Origin of the sequence: Lysinibacillus sp. NPDC097162 (genome assembly GCF_044762185.1) — a bacterium.
In the GTDB taxonomy this organism is placed as follows: Bacteria; Bacillota; Bacilli; order Bacillales_A; family Planococcaceae; genus Lysinibacillus.
In genome coordinates this window covers 315,789-338,256 of record NZ_JBIWDT010000003.1, presented here as the reverse complement: position 1 = coordinate 338,256, position 22,468 = coordinate 315,789, and the positions used below count along the sequence as shown (strand labels likewise).

The 22,468-nt window shown below is 31.2% G+C and carries 16 protein-coding genes, 1 tRNA gene and 1 pseudogene; 1 reads left to right on the top strand and 17 read right to left on the bottom strand.

The window, feature by feature from the left end:
* Positions 1-24 precede the first annotated feature (24 nt).
* The 4 genes from ACIQXW_RS16255 to ACIQXW_RS16240 form a co-directional block, all read right to left on the bottom strand.
* Complete coding sequence (locus ACIQXW_RS16255; RefSeq protein ID WP_402763813.1) at positions 25-471, bottom strand: hypothetical protein; 447 nt, start codon at positions 469-471, stop codon at positions 25-27.
* A gap of 257 nt (positions 472-728) precedes the next feature.
* Positions 729-1,466 (bottom strand): hypothetical protein, encoded by a 738-nt coding sequence (locus tag ACIQXW_RS16250; RefSeq protein ID WP_402763810.1) that lies wholly within the window; start codon positions 1,464-1,466, stop codon positions 729-731.
* Between the two features lie 245 nt (positions 1,467-1,711).
* Positions 1,712-2,824: a response regulator gene (locus ACIQXW_RS16245; protein ID WP_402763807.1), complete on the bottom strand. Its 1,113-nt coding sequence runs from the start codon at positions 2,822-2,824 to the stop codon at positions 1,712-1,714.
* Entirely contained in the window at positions 2,824-5,880 is a 3,057-nt protein-coding gene (locus tag ACIQXW_RS16240) for a hybrid sensor histidine kinase/response regulator (protein WP_402763804.1), read from the bottom strand. The genes ACIQXW_RS16245 and ACIQXW_RS16240 overlap by 1 nt, the downstream gene beginning before the upstream one ends.
* A gap of 674 nt (positions 5,881-6,554) precedes the next feature.
* Here ACIQXW_RS16240 and ACIQXW_RS16235 point away from each other — a divergent pair.
* Positions 6,555-6,983 (top strand): hypothetical protein, encoded by a 429-nt coding sequence (locus tag ACIQXW_RS16235; protein WP_402763801.1) that lies wholly within the window; start codon positions 6,555-6,557, stop codon positions 6,981-6,983.
* Between the two features lie 429 nt (positions 6,984-7,412).
* On the opposite strand, the gene ACIQXW_RS16230 is transcribed toward ACIQXW_RS16235, so the two are convergent.
* From ACIQXW_RS16230 to ACIQXW_RS16170, 13 genes and pseudogenes are all read right to left on the bottom strand, one after another.
* Positions 7,413-7,485 (bottom strand) — tRNA-Arg (locus ACIQXW_RS16230).
* Between the two features lie 221 nt (positions 7,486-7,706).
* Positions 7,707-10,694 carry an SIR2 family protein gene (locus ACIQXW_RS16225; RefSeq protein ID WP_402763798.1) on the bottom strand — a complete coding sequence of 996 codons (2,988 nt, stop codon included), beginning with the start codon at positions 10,692-10,694 and terminating at the stop codon, positions 7,707-7,709.
* A gap of 551 nt (positions 10,695-11,245) precedes the next feature.
* On the bottom strand, positions 11,246-11,992 hold the full coding sequence (locus tag ACIQXW_RS16220) for a hypothetical protein (protein ID WP_402763795.1): 747 nt from the start codon (positions 11,990-11,992) through the stop codon (positions 11,246-11,248).
* Positions 11,993-12,003: 11 nt separating this feature from the next.
* Positions 12,004-12,876: a tyrosine-type recombinase/integrase gene (locus ACIQXW_RS16215; RefSeq protein ID WP_402763792.1), complete on the bottom strand. Its 873-nt coding sequence runs from the start codon at positions 12,874-12,876 to the stop codon at positions 12,004-12,006.
* A 332-nt stretch (positions 12,877-13,208) separates the two neighbouring features.
* Positions 13,209-14,087: an STM4504/CBY_0614 family protein gene (locus tag ACIQXW_RS16210; RefSeq protein ID WP_402763789.1), complete on the bottom strand. Its 879-nt coding sequence runs from the start codon at positions 14,085-14,087 to the stop codon at positions 13,209-13,211.
* A 315-nt stretch (positions 14,088-14,402) separates the two neighbouring features.
* Positions 14,403-14,615, bottom strand: coding sequence for a hypothetical protein (locus tag ACIQXW_RS16205; protein ID WP_402763786.1), 213 nt, complete (start codon positions 14,613-14,615; stop codon positions 14,403-14,405).
* Between the two features lie 295 nt (positions 14,616-14,910).
* Positions 14,911-15,333, bottom strand: a complete 423-nt coding sequence (locus ACIQXW_RS16200; protein WP_402763784.1) for a hypothetical protein — start codon at positions 15,331-15,333, stop codon at positions 14,911-14,913.
* 379 nt (positions 15,334-15,712) lie between these two features.
* Positions 15,713-16,147, bottom strand: coding sequence for a hypothetical protein (locus tag ACIQXW_RS16195; protein ID WP_402763781.1), 435 nt, complete (start codon positions 16,145-16,147; stop codon positions 15,713-15,715).
* A 16-nt stretch (positions 16,148-16,163) separates the two neighbouring features.
* A complete protein-coding gene (locus ACIQXW_RS16190) occupies positions 16,164-17,111 on the bottom strand; it encodes a hypothetical protein (protein WP_402763779.1) in 948 nt (315 codons plus the stop codon).
* 764 nt (positions 17,112-17,875) lie between these two features.
* Positions 17,876-18,145: pseudogene (locus tag ACIQXW_RS16185) on the bottom strand (tyrosine-type recombinase/integrase); the annotation flags it as partial.
* Between the two features lie 516 nt (positions 18,146-18,661).
* Positions 18,662-19,423, bottom strand: coding sequence for an MAE_28990/MAE_18760 family HEPN-like nuclease (locus tag ACIQXW_RS16180; protein WP_402763776.1), 762 nt, complete (start codon positions 19,421-19,423; stop codon positions 18,662-18,664).
* A gap of 3 nt (positions 19,424-19,426) precedes the next feature.
* Entirely contained in the window at positions 19,427-20,557 is a 1,131-nt protein-coding gene (locus ACIQXW_RS16175) for a GmrSD restriction endonuclease domain-containing protein (RefSeq protein ID WP_402763773.1), read from the bottom strand.
* A gap of 864 nt (positions 20,558-21,421) precedes the next feature.
* Positions 21,422-22,402, bottom strand: coding sequence for a tyrosine-type recombinase/integrase (locus ACIQXW_RS16170; RefSeq protein ID WP_402763770.1), 981 nt, complete (start codon positions 22,400-22,402; stop codon positions 21,422-21,424).
* Positions 22,403-22,468: the final 66 nt, after the last annotated feature.

The window sequence follows — 22,468 nt, the reverse complement described above, 5'->3', positions numbered from 1 at the left end:
AACGTGGCTTTTATTATCTTTATTTTAGTTAACAAATGTAGAAATCTTTCCACTATATGTAGCTAAATAACCCTTTCCCGCTGGCACTGCTCCTTGTAATTTTAGATTTCCTCTATATAAATAGCCATCAATCCATTTTTCGTAAGGATACAAAGTTGGGATAGAGCTATTAAATGTATAGTACACTTGGTGCGATGCATCTGCATAAAGATAAAAACCTCGTGGATTAATTTCAGATTTAGTGATTGTCTCTGATATGATTTCCCCATCTTCATATTCTTTATTGATGTCAAAACCAAGAGGTAGTTCTGTTACTGGTTCAGATACTGGATCCGTTACCGGTTCTGTTACTGGTGTAAATTTCTCACCATCGTTAAAGCTTGTTTCTTCGGTAGCTATAGAGATTCCTGAAAATGCAAAAAATCCAAAAACTAATGTTAACGCGCACAACAAAATACTTAGTCTCTTCATTTCCTTCATCATCTCCTTTATAATATAAATCAATTTGATTATAAATAGTAATCAAATGATTTTCAATATTTTTTAGCAATTCAGACTATTATAATTAATTTACTATTAGCTAGTGGTATATTCTTGAAATAAGTAAGTCCAGGCTCAATATTAATTGAGTACTTAAGTTTTTATAAGCGGCTTGGATTACCATCCCAATTTGCCTAAAAGATAATAAAAAATAGCCAATTGCCATATTTCGGCAGTTGGCTATTTTTTTATACAAGCACTAACGTTCGTTTATTTACTTCCATTTCTTTCTGAGATAGGTTCTCATTGATAATCTCTGAACTTACAAACACATGATTCGTAATTAAGAAAGTTAACAGTGTTTTTAAGATGATGATTTTCTTTATGCCCTGTTGTAAAATAACTATCTTTGAAAATTGTAATGTTGCAATACGGTTCGCCAATATATACTCTTGGGCACAGGTAATCTCCTTCCCATTTGGGTGACAGCCTAAAGTAAAATTGCCTGCGTATGAATCTTTCAATACATTAGGATGCATAGAATGATAATGTACCTCAGTAATTGAGTCCTCATCTTGCATTAGTTGATGTGCCACTAAATAATGTTTTAATGCACCTTTTAAGTCAATCGCAATTGCAGTGTCTGCCAAAATCGTACGATAGTATGCAAGCACAACTTCTGCTTTACCTAAATATGGTTTCACCTCTACTACTATTTCACCAGAGGGATGTACAAATAGCTCTAAAATTGTTTCGTTTATATCATCCGTTAACGTGATAGTGGTTTGCCCATATTGCAAACTTTTAAAAAATATTCTACTGTCGACTATGTACCCAGCAATAATTTGTTCATTTTCAATTCGCATGGATTTCGCTACAATTCCTAAGACTTTTACAGAATTATGCATTAAGTGAACATTTTGCTGAAATGAGGTTTTCATACAATGAAAATTAACGATACGATTTTCTAGCAATTTTTTCAACATTTGCTCCCTCTCCAACCTTTTAATTAATCATGAACCTATTTTAAAAGGCTTTGTTGAACAATTTCTGAACATTTCAACAATTTTCGAGTATTTTTGACAAAAAAGCAACGATTAGGTCGTTTAAAAAATTCACTTTTTTTCATATACAAGTATTTATTAATTCAACCTTACCTTATTTTTCAGTTCTATTTTAACAAAGTGAAAAAGTGAGCAATGAAGATGAAAGCAATGATTTGCGTAACGTTCTATACGCGTATCATGTATTCAGCATACATACTCTTAATATTATCTGGTACTGGCACACCTAACTCTTCCTGTAACTTTTGCTGGATCATATCAAAACATTGTGTACAATCTTGTTTTTTATTTTTCTCGATTAAAAATTGCAAGAGCAAAAACATGTATTGCTCATTAAATTCATCGATCTCTAGCATCTTTTGTAGGCAATTTAGTTTTAGCAATGGATTAATTTCATTCGTATGAGCGATATACATTTCTAATAAATGTAATACGCTTTGTTTTAAGCGAAGTTGTATTTGAATCGCCCAATGATATTCTTCCTCCGCTAAAAAATCATCTTCATAGCAATTTAATAATTGTTGCATTGCTTGTTCATCATAATGCTCTCTTTCTAACAACTGTAATAGTTCCTCATAATCACTATCAATTTCGATATTTAATTGATAATGATTATTTACTAATAGAATCGGATTTTCACTACCATTTTGCTTCAAAATTTTGCGTAATTGATAGATGGAAGTATGTAAATTAGCCCCAGCTTTCTCTATCTCTGCTTCTGGCCATAATTCTTCCATAATTACAGTATTTAATAGCGGCTTATTCCGATTAAACCATAAATATAAAAACAATTCCTTTACTTTTCTTGTACGCCATTTCACAATTTGCTGTTGAACATCTAAAAGACGAAAGCTACCAAAAGTATGTGCATACATATGTAATTCATTTTTTTCAGATTGCATTTCTTGCCGTAGACTAAATACTTGCTGTGCTTTTGTCACTGCCTTCAATAAACGGTTTTCTCGAACTGGCTTTAATAAATAATCTGTTGCTTCTATATCAAAAGCATCTACAGCAAACTTCGCATGGGCTGTCACAAAAATAATTTGCATACTTGGATATTTAACTAGTAACTTTTTGGCAACTTGCAACCCATGAACGTCAATCATCTCCATATCTAAAAAAACGACATCTACTCGTTCTTTTTCAAAAAGTGCAAATGCATCCTTTACATTTGTATACGTACCTTTAATGCAAAACGTAAATTGTGTAAGCTTTTCTAGCATAATTCTTAACACATCTATTGCCATTTTTTCATCATCAATTATGACTATATTCACTATGCATCACCTTCTGGTAATAGAATAATAACAGTAGTTCCTTTACCTTCTTCACTATATATACGCAAACTGGCATTTTTAATAAGCTTAAATTTTTTCAACGGATTCGTAAATCCAATACGTGAGTTTTCTTCATTTACTAATCGTTGCAACTTTTCTTCTGAGATACCGATCCCATTATCATAAATTTTTATACGTATAAATTGACCTTCTCGTTGCACACTCACCTCTATAGTACCACCTTCTTTTTTCTTCGAAATCCCGTGAAAAACTGAATTTTCAACTATAGGTTGAATTGATAATGCTGGAATCAAAGATTGAACGGACTCATCAATATCATATGCAACTGTAAGACGATCACCAAAGCGCATTTTTTCAATATAGAGATATGCTTTTACAAGGTCTATTTCATCTTCTATAGAAACCATGCTGTTACGATAATGGACATTCAGCTTGGCACGGAAATAAGTTGCTAAACTGTATAACGCCTCTCGTGTATTTTCTATATCTGTATAGCTTAAGCCGATAATAGTATTAAGTGTATTGTAGACAAAATGAGGAGTTACTTGCGCATATAAATAATTCATTTCATCCTCAATCGCATCAATGGAAGATTGACGAACTGCTAGTAATGATTGAATACGCACTAGTAATTCATCCATCGCAATCGGTTTTGGCAGATAATCATTTGCCCCAACTTGTAAAGATAACACTAAATCTGAATGCTGCATAATTGCTGTTAAAACAATAATCGGTAATTCCAACATATCGTATTGTTTTCGTACTTGTTTGCATAATTCATAGCCTGACATACCATTCATCATTAAGTCGACTAACATGCAATCTACTTTATGTTTCTTTATATAATCCATCGCATCAAACCCATTATCTACCCCAATAACGGTATAGCCTTTTTGAATTAATGCATCCACTAGTACTTTTATATTCACATGATCATCATCAACAACGAGTATGGATTTGTCATTCCCTTTATGCAATAATGGTAAATCTAGCTGTAGTATAGTATTTTCTGCTCGATTGCCCATCTGTTGTTGTGTTTCAATATCTAGTTTTTCGTGAGTGGCAAGCGGCACCGTAAAAGTAAAAATTGTTCCAACACCTAATGTACTTGTTACATGAATTTCCCCATTTAACTGTTCTACTATATTTTTTGAGATACTTAATCCTAACCCAAGTCCCCCACTATTTTTACCTTTCTTTACTTGATAAAAGGAATTAAAAATTCGATCTAAGTCTTGTGATGGTATACCAATTCCAGTATCGCTTACTTGTATTTCCATATAGTCATCACGTACACTAGCTAAGACTGTAATTTGTCCATGTTTTGTGTGCTGCAGAGCATTGTAGAGTAAATTATAAAGCACTTGTTTCAATCGTAATTCATCTGTATACATATGGGGTAAATTTGAATCTACTACACTCATTAATCTTATGGTTGTATCACTCGACATTAAACTACGAATTTCCTCAATTACTTCATTAATTACGCTTATCGGAACAACACGAGGCATAACTCGAACTTCTTCAGTCATATGATTCGAAGAAATTAATAAATCCTCTACTAAATAACCTAATCGTTGTGCGACACTATGTATTAAAATTACATTTTCTTGTTGCTCACGCTTTAAAGGTCCTTGTACACCTTCCATTAACGACTTGGATATATTTAAAATGCCATTTAAAGGTGTACGTAATTCATGAGACGTTTTCAATAAAAACTCATCTTTCATTTGATTATGCATCAATAGCTCTTCCGATAACGCTTGAACTTTCTTAAAAGATGTATTTGCTCGAAAACTAAGCAGAGATGCAAAACTATATAGTGTAAAAATAAACAATAATTGTTCACTATAAACTATAGGTATATCAAAAATATAATACATTACGATTAAAAAAGTATAACAAGTAAGAGATACTAAAAGAATTAGAATATAACGTGAACCTTCTACACCTTTCATAAGCACACGTAATAGCACAAACACATTATAAAGCCCGACAGGAATAAAAATTACTGCAAAGATTATTTTTGAAAGAACTAGATTTTCTATTGGTATAATCATACTGTTTTTTGTAATCGGGTTGTAAATCCCATATATCAAAAAAAGAAAACCTAATAAAATACTAATAATATAAATTGCTTTTTTCCTCATAAACTCCGGATACAAATAATAAAGAAAAAATGCTAAACAAGCATCGACAAGTGGTAAAATCCCTAATTGTAAACGCAATTGTTCATTTATATTTAAATAAGGGAAAATTAGTAAAAATATTTTTTCATTAGTAAACGACATGTACAGTCCGAATAATATAGTGAATAACCCCAAAAACAATTCTTCTTTACGTTTCCGATTTTGACTATACGATATAATATAAATGGCACCGAATACAATATAACCAATACATACAAACGATTCTGCTAAAATTTTCATGCTAAAATCTCTTTGAATCGCTTCCTTTGTTCCAACCTCAATAGGAAAAGTAATACCAGCTTTTGGATAATTATAATTTCCGACATGAATTACAATATCAAGCATTTGATTCTCACTTTTTGCAAACACCGTATATTTATCATCATTTTCGAACTTAAAGTCCTTTAAGGTTTCACTCGGATTCCCCATTCCACCTACAACTTCTCCATTTATGAAAACACGGTTAGATTGGTGAATTGAACGAATGTATAATCCATATTCCCCTTCAATTGGTACATTTATCTTAACATGATATGTTCCTACAGTAAGTCCTTCCTTATTTGGCTCTACAAAACTATTCCAGGTAGACGGAACCTCAATTAGTATTTTTCCGCTCTCATACGCATCAAATGAATCACTTGACGATATTAAGATATTTGGATAGAACGACCATTCTCCGTCTAATTTTAAAATAGTATTTTCTTGTAGTTCTTTTTCTTCAATCGTAACTATCCCATTTTGCGCAATCTGCTGACTACTACTAACAAAATAATCTCCATTGCCAACAAAATATACGATAATAAATAGCATGATAATGGTCACAGTAATGCTAATATTTTTTTTCACTATCACGCATCCCCTACTTGAACACAATTATTTATAACATCAAACTATCAGTTTGTTAAAATTAAATCCATTAGGCCATATGACTTTCACCTGTATTTCTATTATCGGCCCCTTACGCATCTTATCATAGGTCTGTTAAACAAATTCTGAACAAACCATATTGTAAATGCATCGACTAGTTTGGATTACTATCACTGATTTTAAGTTATTATTATCACTTTACTCTTTTTAAATATGCAAGCAGGCTAAGGAAATCCGTAGCCTGCTTGTTGTTTATTCAGATAACTGCTCTGCACTATCTTCATTTATATAATACGGATGATTTTTCGGCTTTTATTACTCACCTGTTTCGTAAAAACAACTACAATAAAACAAGCCAAAATACCTACGAACTAATTGCGTACAATACTCGCATCAAATTCCATGCATTTTAGCGTCACTATTCCTTCGATGATAAATACGTCGAGTATCGACTAAAAATCGTTACTAGCCAAGTTTACAAAGACGAAATGAAGGTTACATACTTTCCTATTTTCTATATCAGAAGATGTGAAGAATATATTTAGTGGAATAATCCACCTGTTTCCTCGGCATAAAAAAAACGATAAGATATGTGGGGCAAACTTTAAATTTGTTACTAGAAAATACTCAGCAGTTACATAGGAAGCGAAGAAATGTATTACATAGGACTCTCAATGGGATTATTGCTTGTTATTTCGCAAGCTATATTATTAATTTTTATGTATAAAGACAAAAAGCTGATTTCTTTCGATGGGTTTAAGTCTCTTTTTGGCTTTCTAATAGGTGTTATAATTTTATCTTTGACCCTACCGAGTCTAAAATCAGTGATTCAAAAAGATTACGACGTTATTAGTGGAGATTGTACAATCGAAATTCATTCAATCGGACGCTCAACATCAGCAACTTTTGAAATGATTGAAACTGAAGAACAATATGACTTTTTCGATATCCCCGAACTAGATGCATATGGTAAATCAATTCCATACTATTGTAAATTGACCGTTACAAAAGATCATAATTTTGAAATCGGTTATGAGATTTATGATGCAAAATCACGAAAGCTTATATTAAAAAATTACTAGAGACGAATGAAACCGTCTCTAGTTTTTTAGTCTATGCAGCAATAAAGACCGTTTTTCATCTATTTAATACGTGTAAACTTTGTGATGAACTTCCGCCAAAACGTTCGGTTTTCCTTCTCCTCCAATCGTCCGTCGCCAATCTGCAACTAGGCTGTAAATTCTCGCACGTCAGCAAAAGTTCTGTGATGTATATAAACGTGTCAGAAATCCGTCTAATCACGTTTCAAGTCGCCTTCACCATAATGTTAGTCATGCTAAGTGGTGGAATATAAGACGTGCCTTTACGTCGGTAAATTGCTGAAACGGTTCAAACTCAGTATCAAATTATGGTATCGGCGGCTGGTTCCGTGGGCACCGAAAGCGTAAATATACACCTATGTATAAATATAAAAAGCCTTACAACCATTGAGGCTGTAAGGCTTTGGTTAGCGTCCCAGGAGGGATTCGAACCCCCGACCGACGGCTTAGAAGGCCGTTGCTCTATCCTGCTGAGCTACTGAGATAACACGGTCATACCATGCGTTTGAGACGTATTCAATTCGTACTAGGGATTCGGTCAAATTACGTTCTTAGACCGAAATTATCTTTGAATCAATAATACCATCAATATATCCTTCTGATAAGCCTACTTCTCTTTCTCAACAAGTTCTTTAATACTGCACTTTTAATACCTAAATTTCACTTCGCTAAATAACCATATATAAAAACTTCAAAAGAACAAATTTAATCGTAATACTTAAAATATATAATTTTCGACTCCTTACTAATATTTCCTTCCATTATAAGTTTTTTAAATTTTTCTTTTATAACATCTCTCGCCACACTTACTTTTGATATTTTTTCATGTATCCTATCAGAGAACTCACTTATCCATTCAAACTTAAACTTTTCAAAATCAAAGTTATTTATATCTATAAATAAATCAAACTTATCATTTAACCCCTTATATTTACTAAACAAAGCTGGATTAATTAATAAGTTATTAATCAACAAGTTAACAGTCATTTCTAAAACTCTATCAATAGGGTCAGGAAATGAATATATAGTCTTAAATTTATTACGTTCTATTATTTTATCAATTTCAATAATTAGTAATTCTTCATATTCTGAGTTCCTTTTAATAACTCCCTCCATTAAAGCATCATGATAAAGTTCCATACAAAATTCTTGCTTTAATTTCTTATTAATAGCTCGTCTTACTTTTACCTTCAAATTACTATTTAATATTTTAAATACAGAAATTATTACTCCTTTTAGAGGCCTATTAGAAAAATCAAGACCAACAGTAAGTATATTTATTAGCTGTAAATTATCAGAAATGTATTTAGGGTTCAAACTTTTGATTATATTTACTATATTATCAATAATTTGATTAAATCTGTTTGAATTAGATATTTTATTATCTTCAATAATTTTTCTTAATAATGAATTCAAGAGTTCGTCCAAGCTCTCAACATCTAAATTTTCTTTGAATTGATTATATACAGAAACAATAAGGTTTCCAAAGTTTACAATATTATCTTCTGTCACTTTTTTAGAATTAATTAACCTAATCATATTTTCAATAATTAACTTAAATTCAGCTTTTCCCACATTAATTTTTGACAATATAATTAATATATTATCTATCTTATTATTTACCTCGGAATTTGCATTAGAATATTTAGAATTTATTAAATTGATAAAATTACTAATAATATAATTACAATCTTCATTTCTGATTGGAATAATTTCAACATCTAGTTTTTTAAAAAGACTTTTAAGTTCTTTGCTTTTGAAGAATGATACCATTAGATAGAAAGAAAAATAATCCAATTCATTTAATTTAATAATCTCTCCTTCTATTCCAAAGAGAGTATTTTTATCTATTGTATCTTCAGAAAACAAAATACTCTTTAAAGTCCCCTCAATATAATATTTGTAAATTTCATGTACTTCTGTGAAGTTTTCAACCATTAAAAAGTTATAATTTATATATTCCCAAAAAAACTCAACTTCATTTTGCAGTTCATGAATTTTCCCCTCTTTAGGTAATCCAACAAATACCGTATTCATCTCTTCTTCTACTTTTTTTGATAAGTTTGCAACTTTATATATTGTAGAATATATATAATTGAAGTTATTAATTTCTCTTAAAAATTCTATATTCTTTCTAGATACTTTAGGTAAGTTTAAATAAATATTTTCCAAATCTATTTTCTTAACTTCATTTCTTATTTCATTTCTCAGAGTTTCATTAATATATATAAAAATATTCGTCGAAATTAGTTTACCGATATTTTCCCTATTAAATTCTGAAATAAAATATAACATATAGTTTTTATTAAAAAATGTAGAGTCAGATATCCTTTTTAACAACTTATATGCCTCATAAAAATTTTGAGTTTTATATAAGGCAAAGGCTTTTTGTAAAAATAAAATTTCATTACCTTCTATTACAACGCCATCAGAAATCTCTTCAGTCCATTCTTTTAAACCTATGTAATCAAATTCTAAAATTAATTTTATGAATTGGTCATCATTTTTGAAATTAATACTCTTACTTTGTTTAAATTCATATAAAAAATCATCATTTTCTTTTCCTTGTATTTTAAAACCTTCTATTTTTGCTTTTCTAAAAATATCGCATACTATGTTATATTTATGATTCTTATTAATTTCATTTTCTTCTTGGTTCTCTTCAATAGAAATTAAATCCGTTATAAACGGTTTTAATAAATCATCATGAAGTATTAGAAAATGTCTTTCTATTCTATAGCTAAATTCAATATCTAATGCCCTTTTAATATCTTTAAATCGCACTCGATTTAATTGGTCAAATTCTTTTAGTTTAGAATAAAAATATTCTAAATCTAACTCCTTGTATTCATTAGGTTTTTTTAAGTAATTTAAAAATGAATAAGTTTTTTTTCCTTTTATATTAGTTAATTCAGTACAATCCAAAAATGTATACTCTGGTTCCTTTTCTAAATCAGAATAATTTAATATATTTAATCCTCGATTTCTATAATAATGAAACTCAAGTAAATCTACATCTGGCTTTTCATCAATATTTAAAAAATAAGCTGGTTGAAAATCTTTTTTTAAAATGTCCTTAACCCATTGAAAAATTAATTTAACATTATAGTCTTTTAAAGAATAACCTACAAACAAAATAACATGTGTAGATAACAAGGCTTTAATATAATGTTCAATAAGTTTGAATTCATTAGAATAAGACAAATAATCGTCCTCTTTAAGGACAATATTTTTATTTTTTAAGTCTCCATGCATTTTTATTATCATATTATTATTTGGTGTGAACGGTAAATCTTCGTCTTTTGAGACAACATCGAAAAAAATACCTTTTTCTCTTGCTGCATCTTCAATTAGTTCGTCATAATTAGTAGTTATAAAATGACTTGGCTGTAATTCTAATAATAATGAGTGTATTGGATTTGATTTTACAGAGACATTAAATACTTTATTTATTATGTCATAATATTCTTTGTTACCTCTCTCATTATAATAATATTGTGGAATCTTCAAAAAATCATCTTGGGTTATACTTTCTGTATCAATCCCTAGACCATCAGTAAACTTTTCAACTAAATCCCACCAAGATGGTAATCCAGAGTTTGCAGAAACACCCGCTCCAACAAATATAATAAGCTTATTATTATTAATTGCATCCCTAATGACTCTTTTACTTTCTTTTATAAATGCTCCCATTTTATACACTCCACAACATACAATTTTTTATATTTTATTTAAGATAAAAATATTTTAAGAAAGAAAACCAATACCTTCATACGTAAAAAAAGTTATGTTTATATTTCTTACTTTTATATTTCAATAAAATAATATTCTTGATGACAATTTCCATATATTTTCATTAGTATTATAATACCATTTCAAGTCATTAATAAATATCGATATACTATTAAATAAAACTCCGATTTCTTATATATTCTTCTAATTCCCATTTATAGATTTCTTTCCAATTTCTAATCGCATTACTTTATTTTCCTTTTGGTGTGAGTGTAGTAGGTAGCTTAGATTCTTCATTCACCATCATCAAAACATCGGAAAATACCCCCTACCAAAGCCTTGCCCTGTAACACTTGAAATGGCTCTGTGACAAACTTTCGACCTCCACTGACCAATATTTAACTCGACTTCTCTGGACGCACACAAGGTCACTAACAGGCTATCATAGGTGGCTTAGTCGCTCTCGCAGTAACTCATTGACCTCTAGTTCAAGTCTAATTAAAATGTGAATTTTATTTAACAGTACCTTTTAAATCACCTTTAATTAAATCTTGCAAATACCCTACTATTAAAGCAATTAATACGATATCTAAAATCCTTTTAAAATAGATTTGTACCATTTGATATGTATATAGAACAAACTCTTTATTAATTAAATCAATGTGTGATAATAATTTTTCATCTGCTACTGGAAGTGTGTAGGTAACAACGAAACTTAAATAGAAACTCTCTAAAAAATTTTGAAATTCGATATTATACATTATCGAGAAAAAGATTTGATATCCATAACCAAAAGTTACATCTGGTGCTATAAATACAAGAATTATCATTGCTAAACAATAATAAATAGACTTTTTAGATTTTTCTTTTTTTCTAATCATCCTTTGTAATTGCTTAGTTAGTATTATTAAATTTTCAACCAACCAAACTAATAATATCCCGAACATCAACCAACAAAATATAATTACAATCCACGGATTATTAGGATTAAAATACCTCTCAATAAATTGTGCCATTAGAAGTACACCAAATAAATAAAACATCATTTTTATATAAGATACATATATTTTCACTTCGAATTTCTCTCTGTAAATTCTACTTAATAATTTACTCATAAAAAATGGACTAACTAAAAAGATACACATTAAAATAAAAGCGAAAAGAACCTTATTTAGCATTAGTAATGGATTTGAAAGAGATGCAACAGCAATTAATAGATACCATACTTTATTATTTTTAAATATTTTGGGATTCAACATGTATTCTCTCATCATAAATATTTGTCAACCGTTCTATCATTAACAGAAAGATAATGTCTATTGATAGTTTCAAGGTTTTTGTGACCACTTTGCTTTGCAATTGTCGCTAGGTCTGCCCCTGCTTCGTGCATTGCTGAAACTTGTGTCTTGCGTAGTGTGTATGGTGCGAACCCTAGCCACCTATGAATCGACTTACGATAAGCAATGTCAGACACTTCAACGCTTGTGTAATTGTTGTGCTTATCTACCTTACCTACAAGATAACTTTCTAATTCCAAACAATAAGCATTGATATAGTCTTTGATTGCATTGACCGCTTCTAATGTTAATCGTTTCGTATGCCATTCCTTTTGCTTCTTTAAGTAAACATTGACCGAGCGATTCTTTAGGTCAATGTGCTTCACTTGGATTGTAACCATTTCACTAGGTCTACATGCTGTTATCAGATTGAATAAAGAAATTGCTTTCGCTCTTGTGTCAAGTTTATCAATCATAGCCAACACTTCATCTTTCGGTTGGGCTACTTGACCATTCACTTGTTTTCCCTCTGCATAATCAACATCATTGTACTTTTGGCGTATCATTGCTATTGTCTGCTTACTATCCTCTGTTTCAACTTGACCTAGTTCATGGACTAAGAAATGCTTTACACTCGCTGACCTACGATTGAAGGTACTGAGTTTAAGACCTGTTTTAACTGTATGTAATAAGTATGCTTCAAGTGTTTCAAATGACAACTCAAGGTCTTGCTGTTCTGCATACTGTTGGAATCGTTTGAAGTCGCTCTCATACATTTTTGACTTTTTATTAATTTGTTCCTGTACCGCTTTGCTTACTTCGTGCTTCTTGATTGCTCGATTAAATTTAATTACTTTTTCTTCCATCCTATTCACAACCGTTCATGTAATTTTTTACTAATTTAGTATACATCCTAAAGTTATGAAAAGCAAGATTTTCGATAATTGAATGGTCATCCATTCTCTTAAAACACACGTTATTCGTACAATTCGTTATCGTATCACTCTTTCGTTAGATGCCCACTAATCACACTTAATTGTCCAGTTGGTTGCTCCTACTTCACGCAAACCACTAAATTAATTAATTGTCCAAAAGAGTGCTGCTATTCAGATAAAAAGAAAGACCACTTCAAAATGAATTGAAGCAGTCAAACGTTATCGTGTCGAGTTATGGTAACAGGTTCGCTTTGCTATACGTGCTATCCTTGATGAATATATTCATTGTAGATTTCAACTAAAAGCACAATATTTGTGGCACATAGATTTAGTGCATATCGAACAATCTTATCGGTTACTTCAACTTCAATTACTCCATCGCCATGTGAATGTTTATTCCTTACAGTTGGTAAGCCACTTTCTAAAGTGTTACTTAATCCGCTAAAGTGTGTCTGCAAATAACTTGGGATAAACTCTTTATTCATCAAAGTTGAAATTAACTTCTTAGCATTATCACTTTGTTTATACGAGTAATTCAATTCTTCACAAATAATCTTCATAGTACTTTCAAATGCTTTCCCTGCATTTGTGATAGAACCTTTTAGATTTCCATTTTTGTAATCATTAAATGCTTGCATATACTCAGTTGAAGCACTTTCAAATTCAACTTCATACAACAATTGGATAGCGTTCAATATTACCTCTTGATGAATAAACTTGCTATCAATTCTAATCATTTGCCCTTCAACAAATTCATAGCCAAATGAATTTTCAAGAAAGAGTTTATTTACTCTTTTGACAAACTCATCATAATCAAATGATAAATAATCATCCATTTCTTCAAGCATTAGTTCAAAAAAATACAATGATTCTTCGTTATTTAACTTTTGAAATGCTTCATGAACTTTTTCTTCGGGATTTACAATTGTCCTAACGCTTTTTCCATATTCCACATTGATTCTATTAATTACTTTTTGCCAAAATTCAACTTTATAATACCTTTCAGAAATTTCTTCTACTATTTTTTCTACCATGAAGATAAATTGATTCTTCATTTTAGTTGATACATCTTCATATTGAAAAACATCACTTACCTCTTTGAACCCCATTTGCACTTGAAAGTCATAAAAACTTCTCCCCATCGTATCACCCCGAAAATAACTATATAGACTAAATAATACCATACAATAAAAAAAGCACCACTAATTGTGATACTGTGCTAGGAAGTCATATATTAAATGCTGTACACCACTATACACTCTCTCTATGTCGTCACGACTTGCTTTAAAGTGCATATGGAATGTTGTCCATTGGACATCTGTTAGTAGCAACTTAATAAAGTTCTCATTATCTGTTCCTTTTGCTTTTCTGATAAGTTCAATGTATTCCTTTTGCCCCCTGTTGGTCTTTACCTGCCTATCATGGAAATACGAGTATATCACTTTCGCATAGGCTTGTTAGCAAGTAATTCCACAAACTTCTTCAGGAATATGCTTATACAAACAATTGTCTTCAGCAACGAAAATATCATACGAATGGAAATCATTTTCCATCGAACCGCCATAGTCTGCTATTTCAACTATTCCAATCATTTCATTGCCATTGATTGTGAATCGAACTTTATCACCCAACTTAAATTTCATCGAGGGCAAATTCAAATATTTTGACATATACACCACTTCTCCTTATTAAAAACTTCACTAAACTCAGCGAATTTCTTTACTTTTACACCGTTTACTTCAAGCTCCTCACGATTTAGCTGATTGATTTGTCTGATTACCTATTTGGTCAACACCATAGAACTTAGCTACCTGTTTTGTTGTTGCAAGCTCATTGTTTGGTAGCAACAACAACCCACCTACTCTATTCAATACTTCTAAACGGTTTATAGCTTTGGTCTGAGCTTTGGATTAAGACAAAAAGCACACTTTTTCAAGTATGCTTTTAAATCTTCATTTAATATTTCTATTGTTGTATGAAAAAAAGCTTTTCCGCACGTTTTCTGTATTGTTCATCTAAAATCTTTTCCACAATCAAATCTTTTAATTCTTGGTCACTTAACGGCTCTAAATCGTCTTTTGATTCTCCTATTTTCTCTAAAAACACGAGTTGAACTATTTTATAATTCGAACTAATGATTCCAGCAAAAGTTATCGGGTTCTCCTTATCATAAAGTCGCCCTAGAGCATCTATTTCTTCAACAGAAAATCTTTTAGAAACCCTTTCGTAAGCATCCATTGCTTGTTCTAAAGTTTCATAGATTTGCCCATCACTAACTAAAAACATAGCTTTTATTACAGATTTCGCATATTCAGAATTGACCTTTGGTACTTCACTTATTCCTGTCATTACTATCACCCCTTCTAAAAAGTTTGATTTTCCACCCATATTTCTACTCTAAAGGTTTCAATGTATGCTCATTCAATATCATCTCGACATACATTGAAATGATTACAAAATGTTGTCCATTGGGCAACATTTTGTAGCAACCTTCCCCTCCTATTCTATGACTTAATATAAGTTTATCACAATTTAAACTTATATGGAATAAAATTCCAATAAGTAACATAATGATATGTAATCTATACTGATAACAAAAACGAATAGTACTAAGGTAGGCTCTACCGCCTGCATTGAACTGGACAGCAGGCAATTTGAATTTAAATATAACCGAGAATCCGTCTATCTATATCTCGAACCATCTAAGGGCGTTCTGAGAAGGCGGAACAGAAAAAGCACACCACGTAATTGTGATGTGCTTAAATCATTATAAAAAAACAAATTGGTTATTCTTTAGAGCGTTATTTCTAAAACTCAACACTTGAATGTTATATAAAAAATAACCTTTAGAATCATCTAAGCGGTCAATAGTAGGGCGGTAATTAGGTTCCCAACCACTCTCTCCATACCTCATAGTTTGATTTATCCATTTTGTCCAAAAATCAGGTTTCTCAATAAGTATCGACCAAACAAAATGTTCGGGAGAATCATAGGGATATTCCTTTTTAATATACCAAGCCTTATGTCCATATTTGGTATCAATGTATCGTGAATAACAGCTATTGAAAAGTGTCATTACTTCTACCTCTTGCCCCTCAGTCACTAAACCTTCTTCTAGTAAATCTTCATACATTTCTAGCCCTCTCTCTGCCTTTTGCATTAAATACTCAGGGGCTAAAATTTCATTTTCTTTTGTTGTCATGTTTTGAACTCCTTCTCTAATCATCACCAAATAGGTCATCAACTTGTACTACGGCTCTTTCAATAGAGTTCATATTCTGATGATTATTAGGTGATTTCTGTTTTATTTTGTCTTGATAAGTTACGAATAAAATATCAGTTTTACTAATTTGACTAACCTTATATTTTGCCCGTTCAATCTTTTCTTGGACAATGCCTTTTAGCTTTCCGTTAGTCGATAGAATTTTAATTCTACGTTCTGCCACTTCAAGTAATTTCTCTTCCTCAGGTGCTAGTAGGTGTGTTTTCTTTCTTCTTTGAACAACAGCGAGCGTATAGTAATGCTCATCATTCGGAAAGAAGGATTTGTCCATATTCTCGAAGGCTTTTATTGCTTCATCAACTTGGACAGCGTATTCTTGCATACCTTTTCTGCCACTTAGAGGGGTGCTATCATAACCCATGATTCCATCCATATACTTGCTATTAGCTGCGTTTTCATATGAAATAGAAGCAAGAGTCTTAAACTCCTGTGGAATGGGATTGATATGGTATTCATTAACCTCTTGTTGCTTGGAAACACCATCAATGTAGTTCCCTCTATTAACGAATATCATTTTCTCAGATACGGCTTTTTTAATTTTGCTCTTAGCTGTGCGCTCTGTACATTGGAGCAACTTTGCCCAACGTGTGTAAGGACACTTGAAGAAGCCTTTATCTTTATTTGCCCATCGAGCAACACACACGTAGATATAAAGCATATCGACATCGTTCAGCGACAGTATTACTTCATATGGTACTTGCGTATGGTTCTCTCGATTCTCAGGCATACGGAAAGTTAATAGCTCTTTACTCGAACTATTTTCCCAATCCGAATTATCAACAACCAAAGGCGACTTTTCTAATATCTCTTCCATTGCACTATTTAGCTTTGCAACAACGGTACTTCGCTTAGAACCAAATACACCTTCTAGCTGTTGAATCAAAACATCTCTATTTGTAGAAAATGTCTTGTTAATATTCAGTTGTGAATTAATCAGTACATATAGATATAATCCATTTACAGACAGGTGAGATTCTGTATCTTCGGTAATAAGTCTATTCTGTACCTTTACAAAAATTTTTGTATTAATTTTCTTTTCTCCTCTCTTGTTCTCTCTTTAATAAGGGTCTTTCTTTAAACAGGGTAATAAAGGTGTCATGAAGATACTCAAATGTAGGTTGATGATGGAAAATCGAGGTTCTGAAAGAAACCATTTTTGCACAAGTAGTCCTTTCAGTTATTATCGTTGTAGAATATAAAAAGACACTCTTAAACTAGCGTTTAAAAGTGTCTATCATTTGAAATGTTTGGTTTACGTTCTTGCGTTCTTAGACCAAATTATCATAACAACAGACAACCCATAGCATAGCCTTATCCTTAAAAAGCCTATTCTTAATAAACCTATTATTTAAAATAAAAGGCAAAATCGAATAAACCCCTCTAAAAGGATTTCAAAAACCTATTTGACTATACTAGGCACTATCTCATTGTCGAGATGTATGTTCTGCTGTATGTGCCTAAAAACTCTTCACACTTAGTATTATATATTCTATTTCTACTTTTGACAGGGTTTTTTGAAATTTTTTTAATTAACTGCATCGACATGTTAACTCGAAACGAATGCTAATTAAAGACAACGACTTGGTGTAAAAATTACTGCCTCTGTCTCAGAAATTAACTGAATCTAAACTATAGACATCCGAAATTTTACATATACTCCCTTAAATCCTTAGCCACCTCCTCCACATCTAAATCAAGATACTGCGTTGTGACACCTAAATCTGAATGACCAAGAGCCTTACTGATTAAAGCCACACTGGCTCCCTTGTCATGTAAGTTCTTTGCAAAAGCCCTTCTAATAGCATGAGCATTAATATACTCAAGTCCATACCGCTTCGAATATTTGTTTAACTGTTTTGAGATAGCACAATTTGAAGATTTACTCGTATTCACCGCTGCTCCATTTTGTGTAATAAATCCCATTTTGATTGTCTCTATCATTTCTATCGCTTCACTATCTACTACAAATATGCCGTTTTTACTTTCTGTTGAACATAAAAAACCTCCAAATTTTATAATTAGAAGGTCTAAGAATAGTTCAAATATGTCATTTTTCCGTAAGGATTAAGAAAAGGGATATTGCCCAAGAGTTCAACCCCCGTTCAATATCCCTATTATTGAAAATTGTTGATATGTTTGCATTTTTATCCTATCTAAGTATGGAGACTGCAGGAGTCGAACCCACATCTTATTGAGATACCATTATACCAGTGTTTTGAAGCGTTTATGTAATTTTAATTAATCATTGACTACGTTTTTAACTACGAGACACTTAAAATATGCGTTGTAAGAGTAATTTTAGGAGTTGATAATCCACTTTTTTCATTCTATATTATGGAAGGTACGGAAATTATGTCTAAATGATATATAGCAAAGCTCATTACTCTTACTCATAAACTTCCTGGTATTTAAGGTGAAGTTGAGAGTTTAAGTTTATCTAAGGTATTTTTTTTGATTCACATATACTTCAAGATGATTATATAATTCATTTATCAATTTAATAATTGCTTCGCATAACCGCTCATAATTCTGTACATTAATAGGCATGATATATTGAGGTAAACTATCTGCAAATCTCTGATTACCATGAGCAATATTATTCCTATGATGAACTAAAGTTTTAATGTAAGAATCATAAGGCATAATCAAACTTTTTTCTATATCGAAATAATAAATAATTTCTAGTAAAACTTCTATTTTTAAATTAGATTTTGTATTAATCATGTTATCTTTTGTAGTAAAAACATTATCTTCCTCAAAGTGACTAAAAATCCTTACAACTTTTTTGGATATTTCTTCTTTGATTAGTTGATTACTCTGCTGACTTTGAGGATTAATTTTCTTCCTTAAATCATCTAAATCTTCTTTAAAATATAATGCTTTAATATTAACATTTAAATCCGAAATACTAATTTCTTCTTTATCAATTATTTCCAGAACATATTCAAACATTCGTTTAACAGTAAACTCATAACTTGCATACACACTTAAAATAAGTTTGTACAAACCATTGTTATTCTCAAAACACCTTAATTCTCTTTTTCTCAAATCCTCTAATTCTATATTATAATACTTTAAAAAATTCATTTCATCCCTTATCAAATTCACGGCAGAATCAACTAGTTCTTTTATTATTACCATATCATCCGATAAGATAATACTACTATTTGCATTAATTCCTTCATTAAGAGACATATATTATTCTCCTAACTTTGAATTAATATAACTAATTCTTGATTTTACTTTCTCTATACCACCTGTTCTATAACTTAAATATTCGCTACTTTTTTTAATATTTGTAATTTGTTCGAGAGTAATGGTATTTTTTCTAGTATTCTCGTTAGAAAAGTATAGCATGAATCCATCAAAATTATATTGTATAAATTTCTTCATAATTCTTTCACTTGCTTTTGAAACTCCCCCAAACAGTCCTGGTCCAAAATTATCACTTAAATACTTAACCAAACCTTCAAAATTCTCTTTTTCGATTTCATAATTAAAATCAACTTTACTTTCAGTTACTTCTTCTAGATATAATGTCAATTCTTCATCGAGTTTAAATCTATCTTTTTCATATCCATTATTTAGAAATTTATTTTTAAATAAAAAATACCTTAAAACATTTTCAGCTGGCTTCATTTTCTGTATTTCTGAAAGCTGCATATAACTTGTAAGATTCTTGAAATCTGTGTTTTTTGCCAAATCATTAATAAAGTCTATAAATCTATTATCTACCATTCTTATATTACTATTTCTTAATTCCTGTTCAGAAAGCATTGCTCCTCCTGAATTTAATCGTTTAAACATATGATATTTTACAGATTTTTCATTATCCTTTGTTAAAACTTCTACTCTAATAAATACTCGTTTCAAATTTCTTCTATCTATTATTGAAAGTTCATCATAAGATTTACCATTTAAATCTTTACGTATTTCACACCCACTTAATTTAAATCCTGGTGGAACATCCATAATAGATAATTCTTCGTCTATATCATCGTATATATCTTCTTCATTAGAATCAGCAGTAGCTTCTTCATTAACTATATTTAGTTCTATTCCTCTAAAATTCAAATATGAAGATATTCTTTGCAAACCATCTACTAAGACATAACTGCCATCCACTTGTTCATCGACATATATAGGTGGAACAGGCATATCTAATAGTAGTGATTCCATAAATAATGATTGTTGTTTTCCAGACCATCTGAATAACCTCTGGAATTCTGGTTGAATTATCAATTCCTCATCCTTATACATATCATAAAGTTCATTAAAAGAAATATCAAAATTTCTCCTATTTAATCTACCTTGATTTTCTAAATCCATATTATCCCTCCTGCTTTCATAATATAACTATTATAACATTTAAACCAATTATTATTATTACTAAATTTACCACTTAACCAAATTCTTATTTTTATAAAAAACCACGCTGTCTAAGCAACATACTTTACAATTTCCCAATAACTTTGTTTGATTCTTCTCTCCATTAAACCGTTTTTTATCTTTCCTTATAAAATATCTACTTATTTATTTTATCAAATCTTAATTTATCAAAGTTATCACTGGAATGTCAGATTTTTTTCGTTGTAACCTCTAACTCTTTTATTTTTTACGAAATGTCATCCTTTTTTCATGAATAATAAATGCCATTATACTCCACATAAATTATGGATAGTTGAGAATTTGAGTTCTACTTTGATTTTTCTTTAATAATTATCTTCAATTGTCTTAACCTCTTCTTCACAATGTACACAAGGTAACGTTTCAGCAAAAAAGGCTTACAGACCTATACTTCCCCCCTTCTTCAAGGGGGTGTTCGCATATGTCCGTCTAATTTCATGTGGCTTATACTTTTATTACCAGGATTGTTATTGTTTCGACTAAAGAATAATCGCTTATCCTCACAGGAAGTCCCTTAACCTCTTAGCAACTTCTTCAACATCTAAATCCAAATACTGCGTTGTGTAATTTGTTCCAACAGAAAGTGATATACCCATATATCGAGTAAGACCAATTGCATTTTTCAGTGCAGGTGAAGAACCCAATTTACATCATTTTTTTGTTGACACTGATGTCGCCATCCACCAACATGAAGCCAGAGTTGAGGACAACGGCTTGGTGCAAAAATGACTGCCTATGTTTCAGAAACTAATTATATAGAATCTAAAACATAGACAGTCAATTATCCTAGAGATACTCCCTCAAATCCTTTGCTACTTCCTCAACATCTAAATCTAAGTAAAGTGTCGTTACATCAAGTGAGCGATGCCCAAGAGCTTTTGAGATTAAAGCTACACCAGCACCCTTCTCATGCAAGTTCTTTGCGTATGCTCTCCTAATAGCATGAGCGTTAATATTCTCCAAACCAAAGCGCTTTGCATACTTAGTAAGCTGTTTAGAAATAGCATTGTTGGTTGACTTCGTGTTCAATGATGTTGCCTTAGATGAAATAAACAAATTGGAATTACTTTCACCGTAATGTTCCTTCAACTTATAATTACATTTAATAAGTATTTGGTATAGATTCACAAGCTGGTCATCAATCGGTAGCTTTAATACTTGATGGTTTTTTAGTACTGCTCCATCTAGCACCAAGCATTTATTCTCCCAGTCAATATGTCGCTCATTTAATTGTCCTAGTGTGTTAATGCGAATCCCTGTCTTGTACATCGTTAAAATGGCAGTCACATCTCTTAAACCAATGAATGTACTTTTGTCAATCAACGAAACTAGAATAGCAATGTCATTAGGCTTTGCTCCCTTCTTAACCTTCTTATCTACCTTCACATTGACTGATTGCCAAAAGTTCAAGCTCAGCCAACCATTGGTGAAACATTTACCTAAGAACGATTTCAGAACCTTTAGACGTGTTAGCTTTGTTTGGTTCTCCACCTGCATACACTCAAGCCATGAGTAAATCGTGTCTACTGAGATTTCTTCCAAATAGGTAACCCCTGTACTCTTTGAGAAATTCATCAGAACTGTATTGTAATCTTTGATAGTACGAGTACGATAACCACTTACCTCCATTTGATTAACGATAGTTCCTAACGCTTCTGAAAAGGGCTTGTAGCGAGCTGTGACAGTCTTTTCTTCTTTGATAGAAGCGGTAAGTTCCTTAGTTGTCAGTGTGAAGTCTACATCAAATAATCCCGACTTTTTGGTCATAAAAAAATCCTCCATTCAATTGAATTGGAAGATAATTTCGGTACGATGTTCACGTAATTTTAGGGT

What these genes read in the sequence shown, in the direction of transcription:
- ACIQXW_RS16255 (WP_402763813.1), bottom strand. Translation starts at nt 471, where the DNA reads ATGAAGAGACTAAGTATTTTGTTGTGCGCGTTAACATTAGTTTTTGGA.
- ACIQXW_RS16250 (WP_402763810.1), bottom strand. Translation starts at nt 1,466, where the DNA reads ATGTTGAAAAAATTGCTAGAAAATCGTATCGTTAATTTTCATTGTATG.
- ACIQXW_RS16235 (WP_402763801.1), top strand. Translation starts at nt 6,555, where the DNA reads ATGTATTACATAGGACTCTCAATGGGATTATTGCTTGTTATTTCGCAA.
- ACIQXW_RS16225 (WP_402763798.1), bottom strand. Translation starts at nt 10,694, where the DNA reads ATGGGAGCATTTATAAAAGAAAGTAAAAGAGTCATTAGGGATGCAATT.
- ACIQXW_RS16220 (WP_402763795.1), bottom strand. Translation starts at nt 11,992, where the DNA reads ATGTTGAATCCCAAAATATTTAAAAATAATAAAGTATGGTATCTATTA.
- ACIQXW_RS16215 (WP_402763792.1), bottom strand. Translation starts at nt 12,876, where the DNA reads ATGGAAGAAAAAGTAATTAAATTTAATCGAGCAATCAAGAAGCACGAA.
- ACIQXW_RS16210 (WP_402763789.1), bottom strand. Translation starts at nt 14,087, where the DNA reads ATGGGGAGAAGTTTTTATGACTTTCAAGTGCAAATGGGGTTCAAAGAG.
- ACIQXW_RS16205 (WP_402763786.1), bottom strand. Translation starts at nt 14,615, where the DNA reads ATGTCAAAATATTTGAATTTGCCCTCGATGAAATTTAAGTTGGGTGAT.
- ACIQXW_RS16200 (WP_402763784.1), bottom strand. Translation starts at nt 15,333, where the DNA reads ATGGGTGGAAAATCAAACTTTTTAGAAGGGGTGATAGTAATGACAGGA.
- ACIQXW_RS16195 (WP_402763781.1), bottom strand. Translation starts at nt 16,147, where the DNA reads ATGACAACAAAAGAAAATGAAATTTTAGCCCCTGAGTATTTAATGCAA.
- ACIQXW_RS16180 (WP_402763776.1), bottom strand. Translation starts at nt 19,423, where the DNA reads ATGTCTCTTAATGAAGGAATTAATGCAAATAGTAGTATTATCTTATCG.
- ACIQXW_RS16175 (WP_402763773.1), bottom strand. Translation starts at nt 20,557, where the DNA reads ATGGATTTAGAAAATCAAGGTAGATTAAATAGGAGAAATTTTGATATT.
- ACIQXW_RS16170 (WP_402763770.1), bottom strand. Translation starts at nt 22,402, where the DNA reads ATGACCAAAAAGTCGGGATTATTTGATGTAGACTTCACACTGACAACT.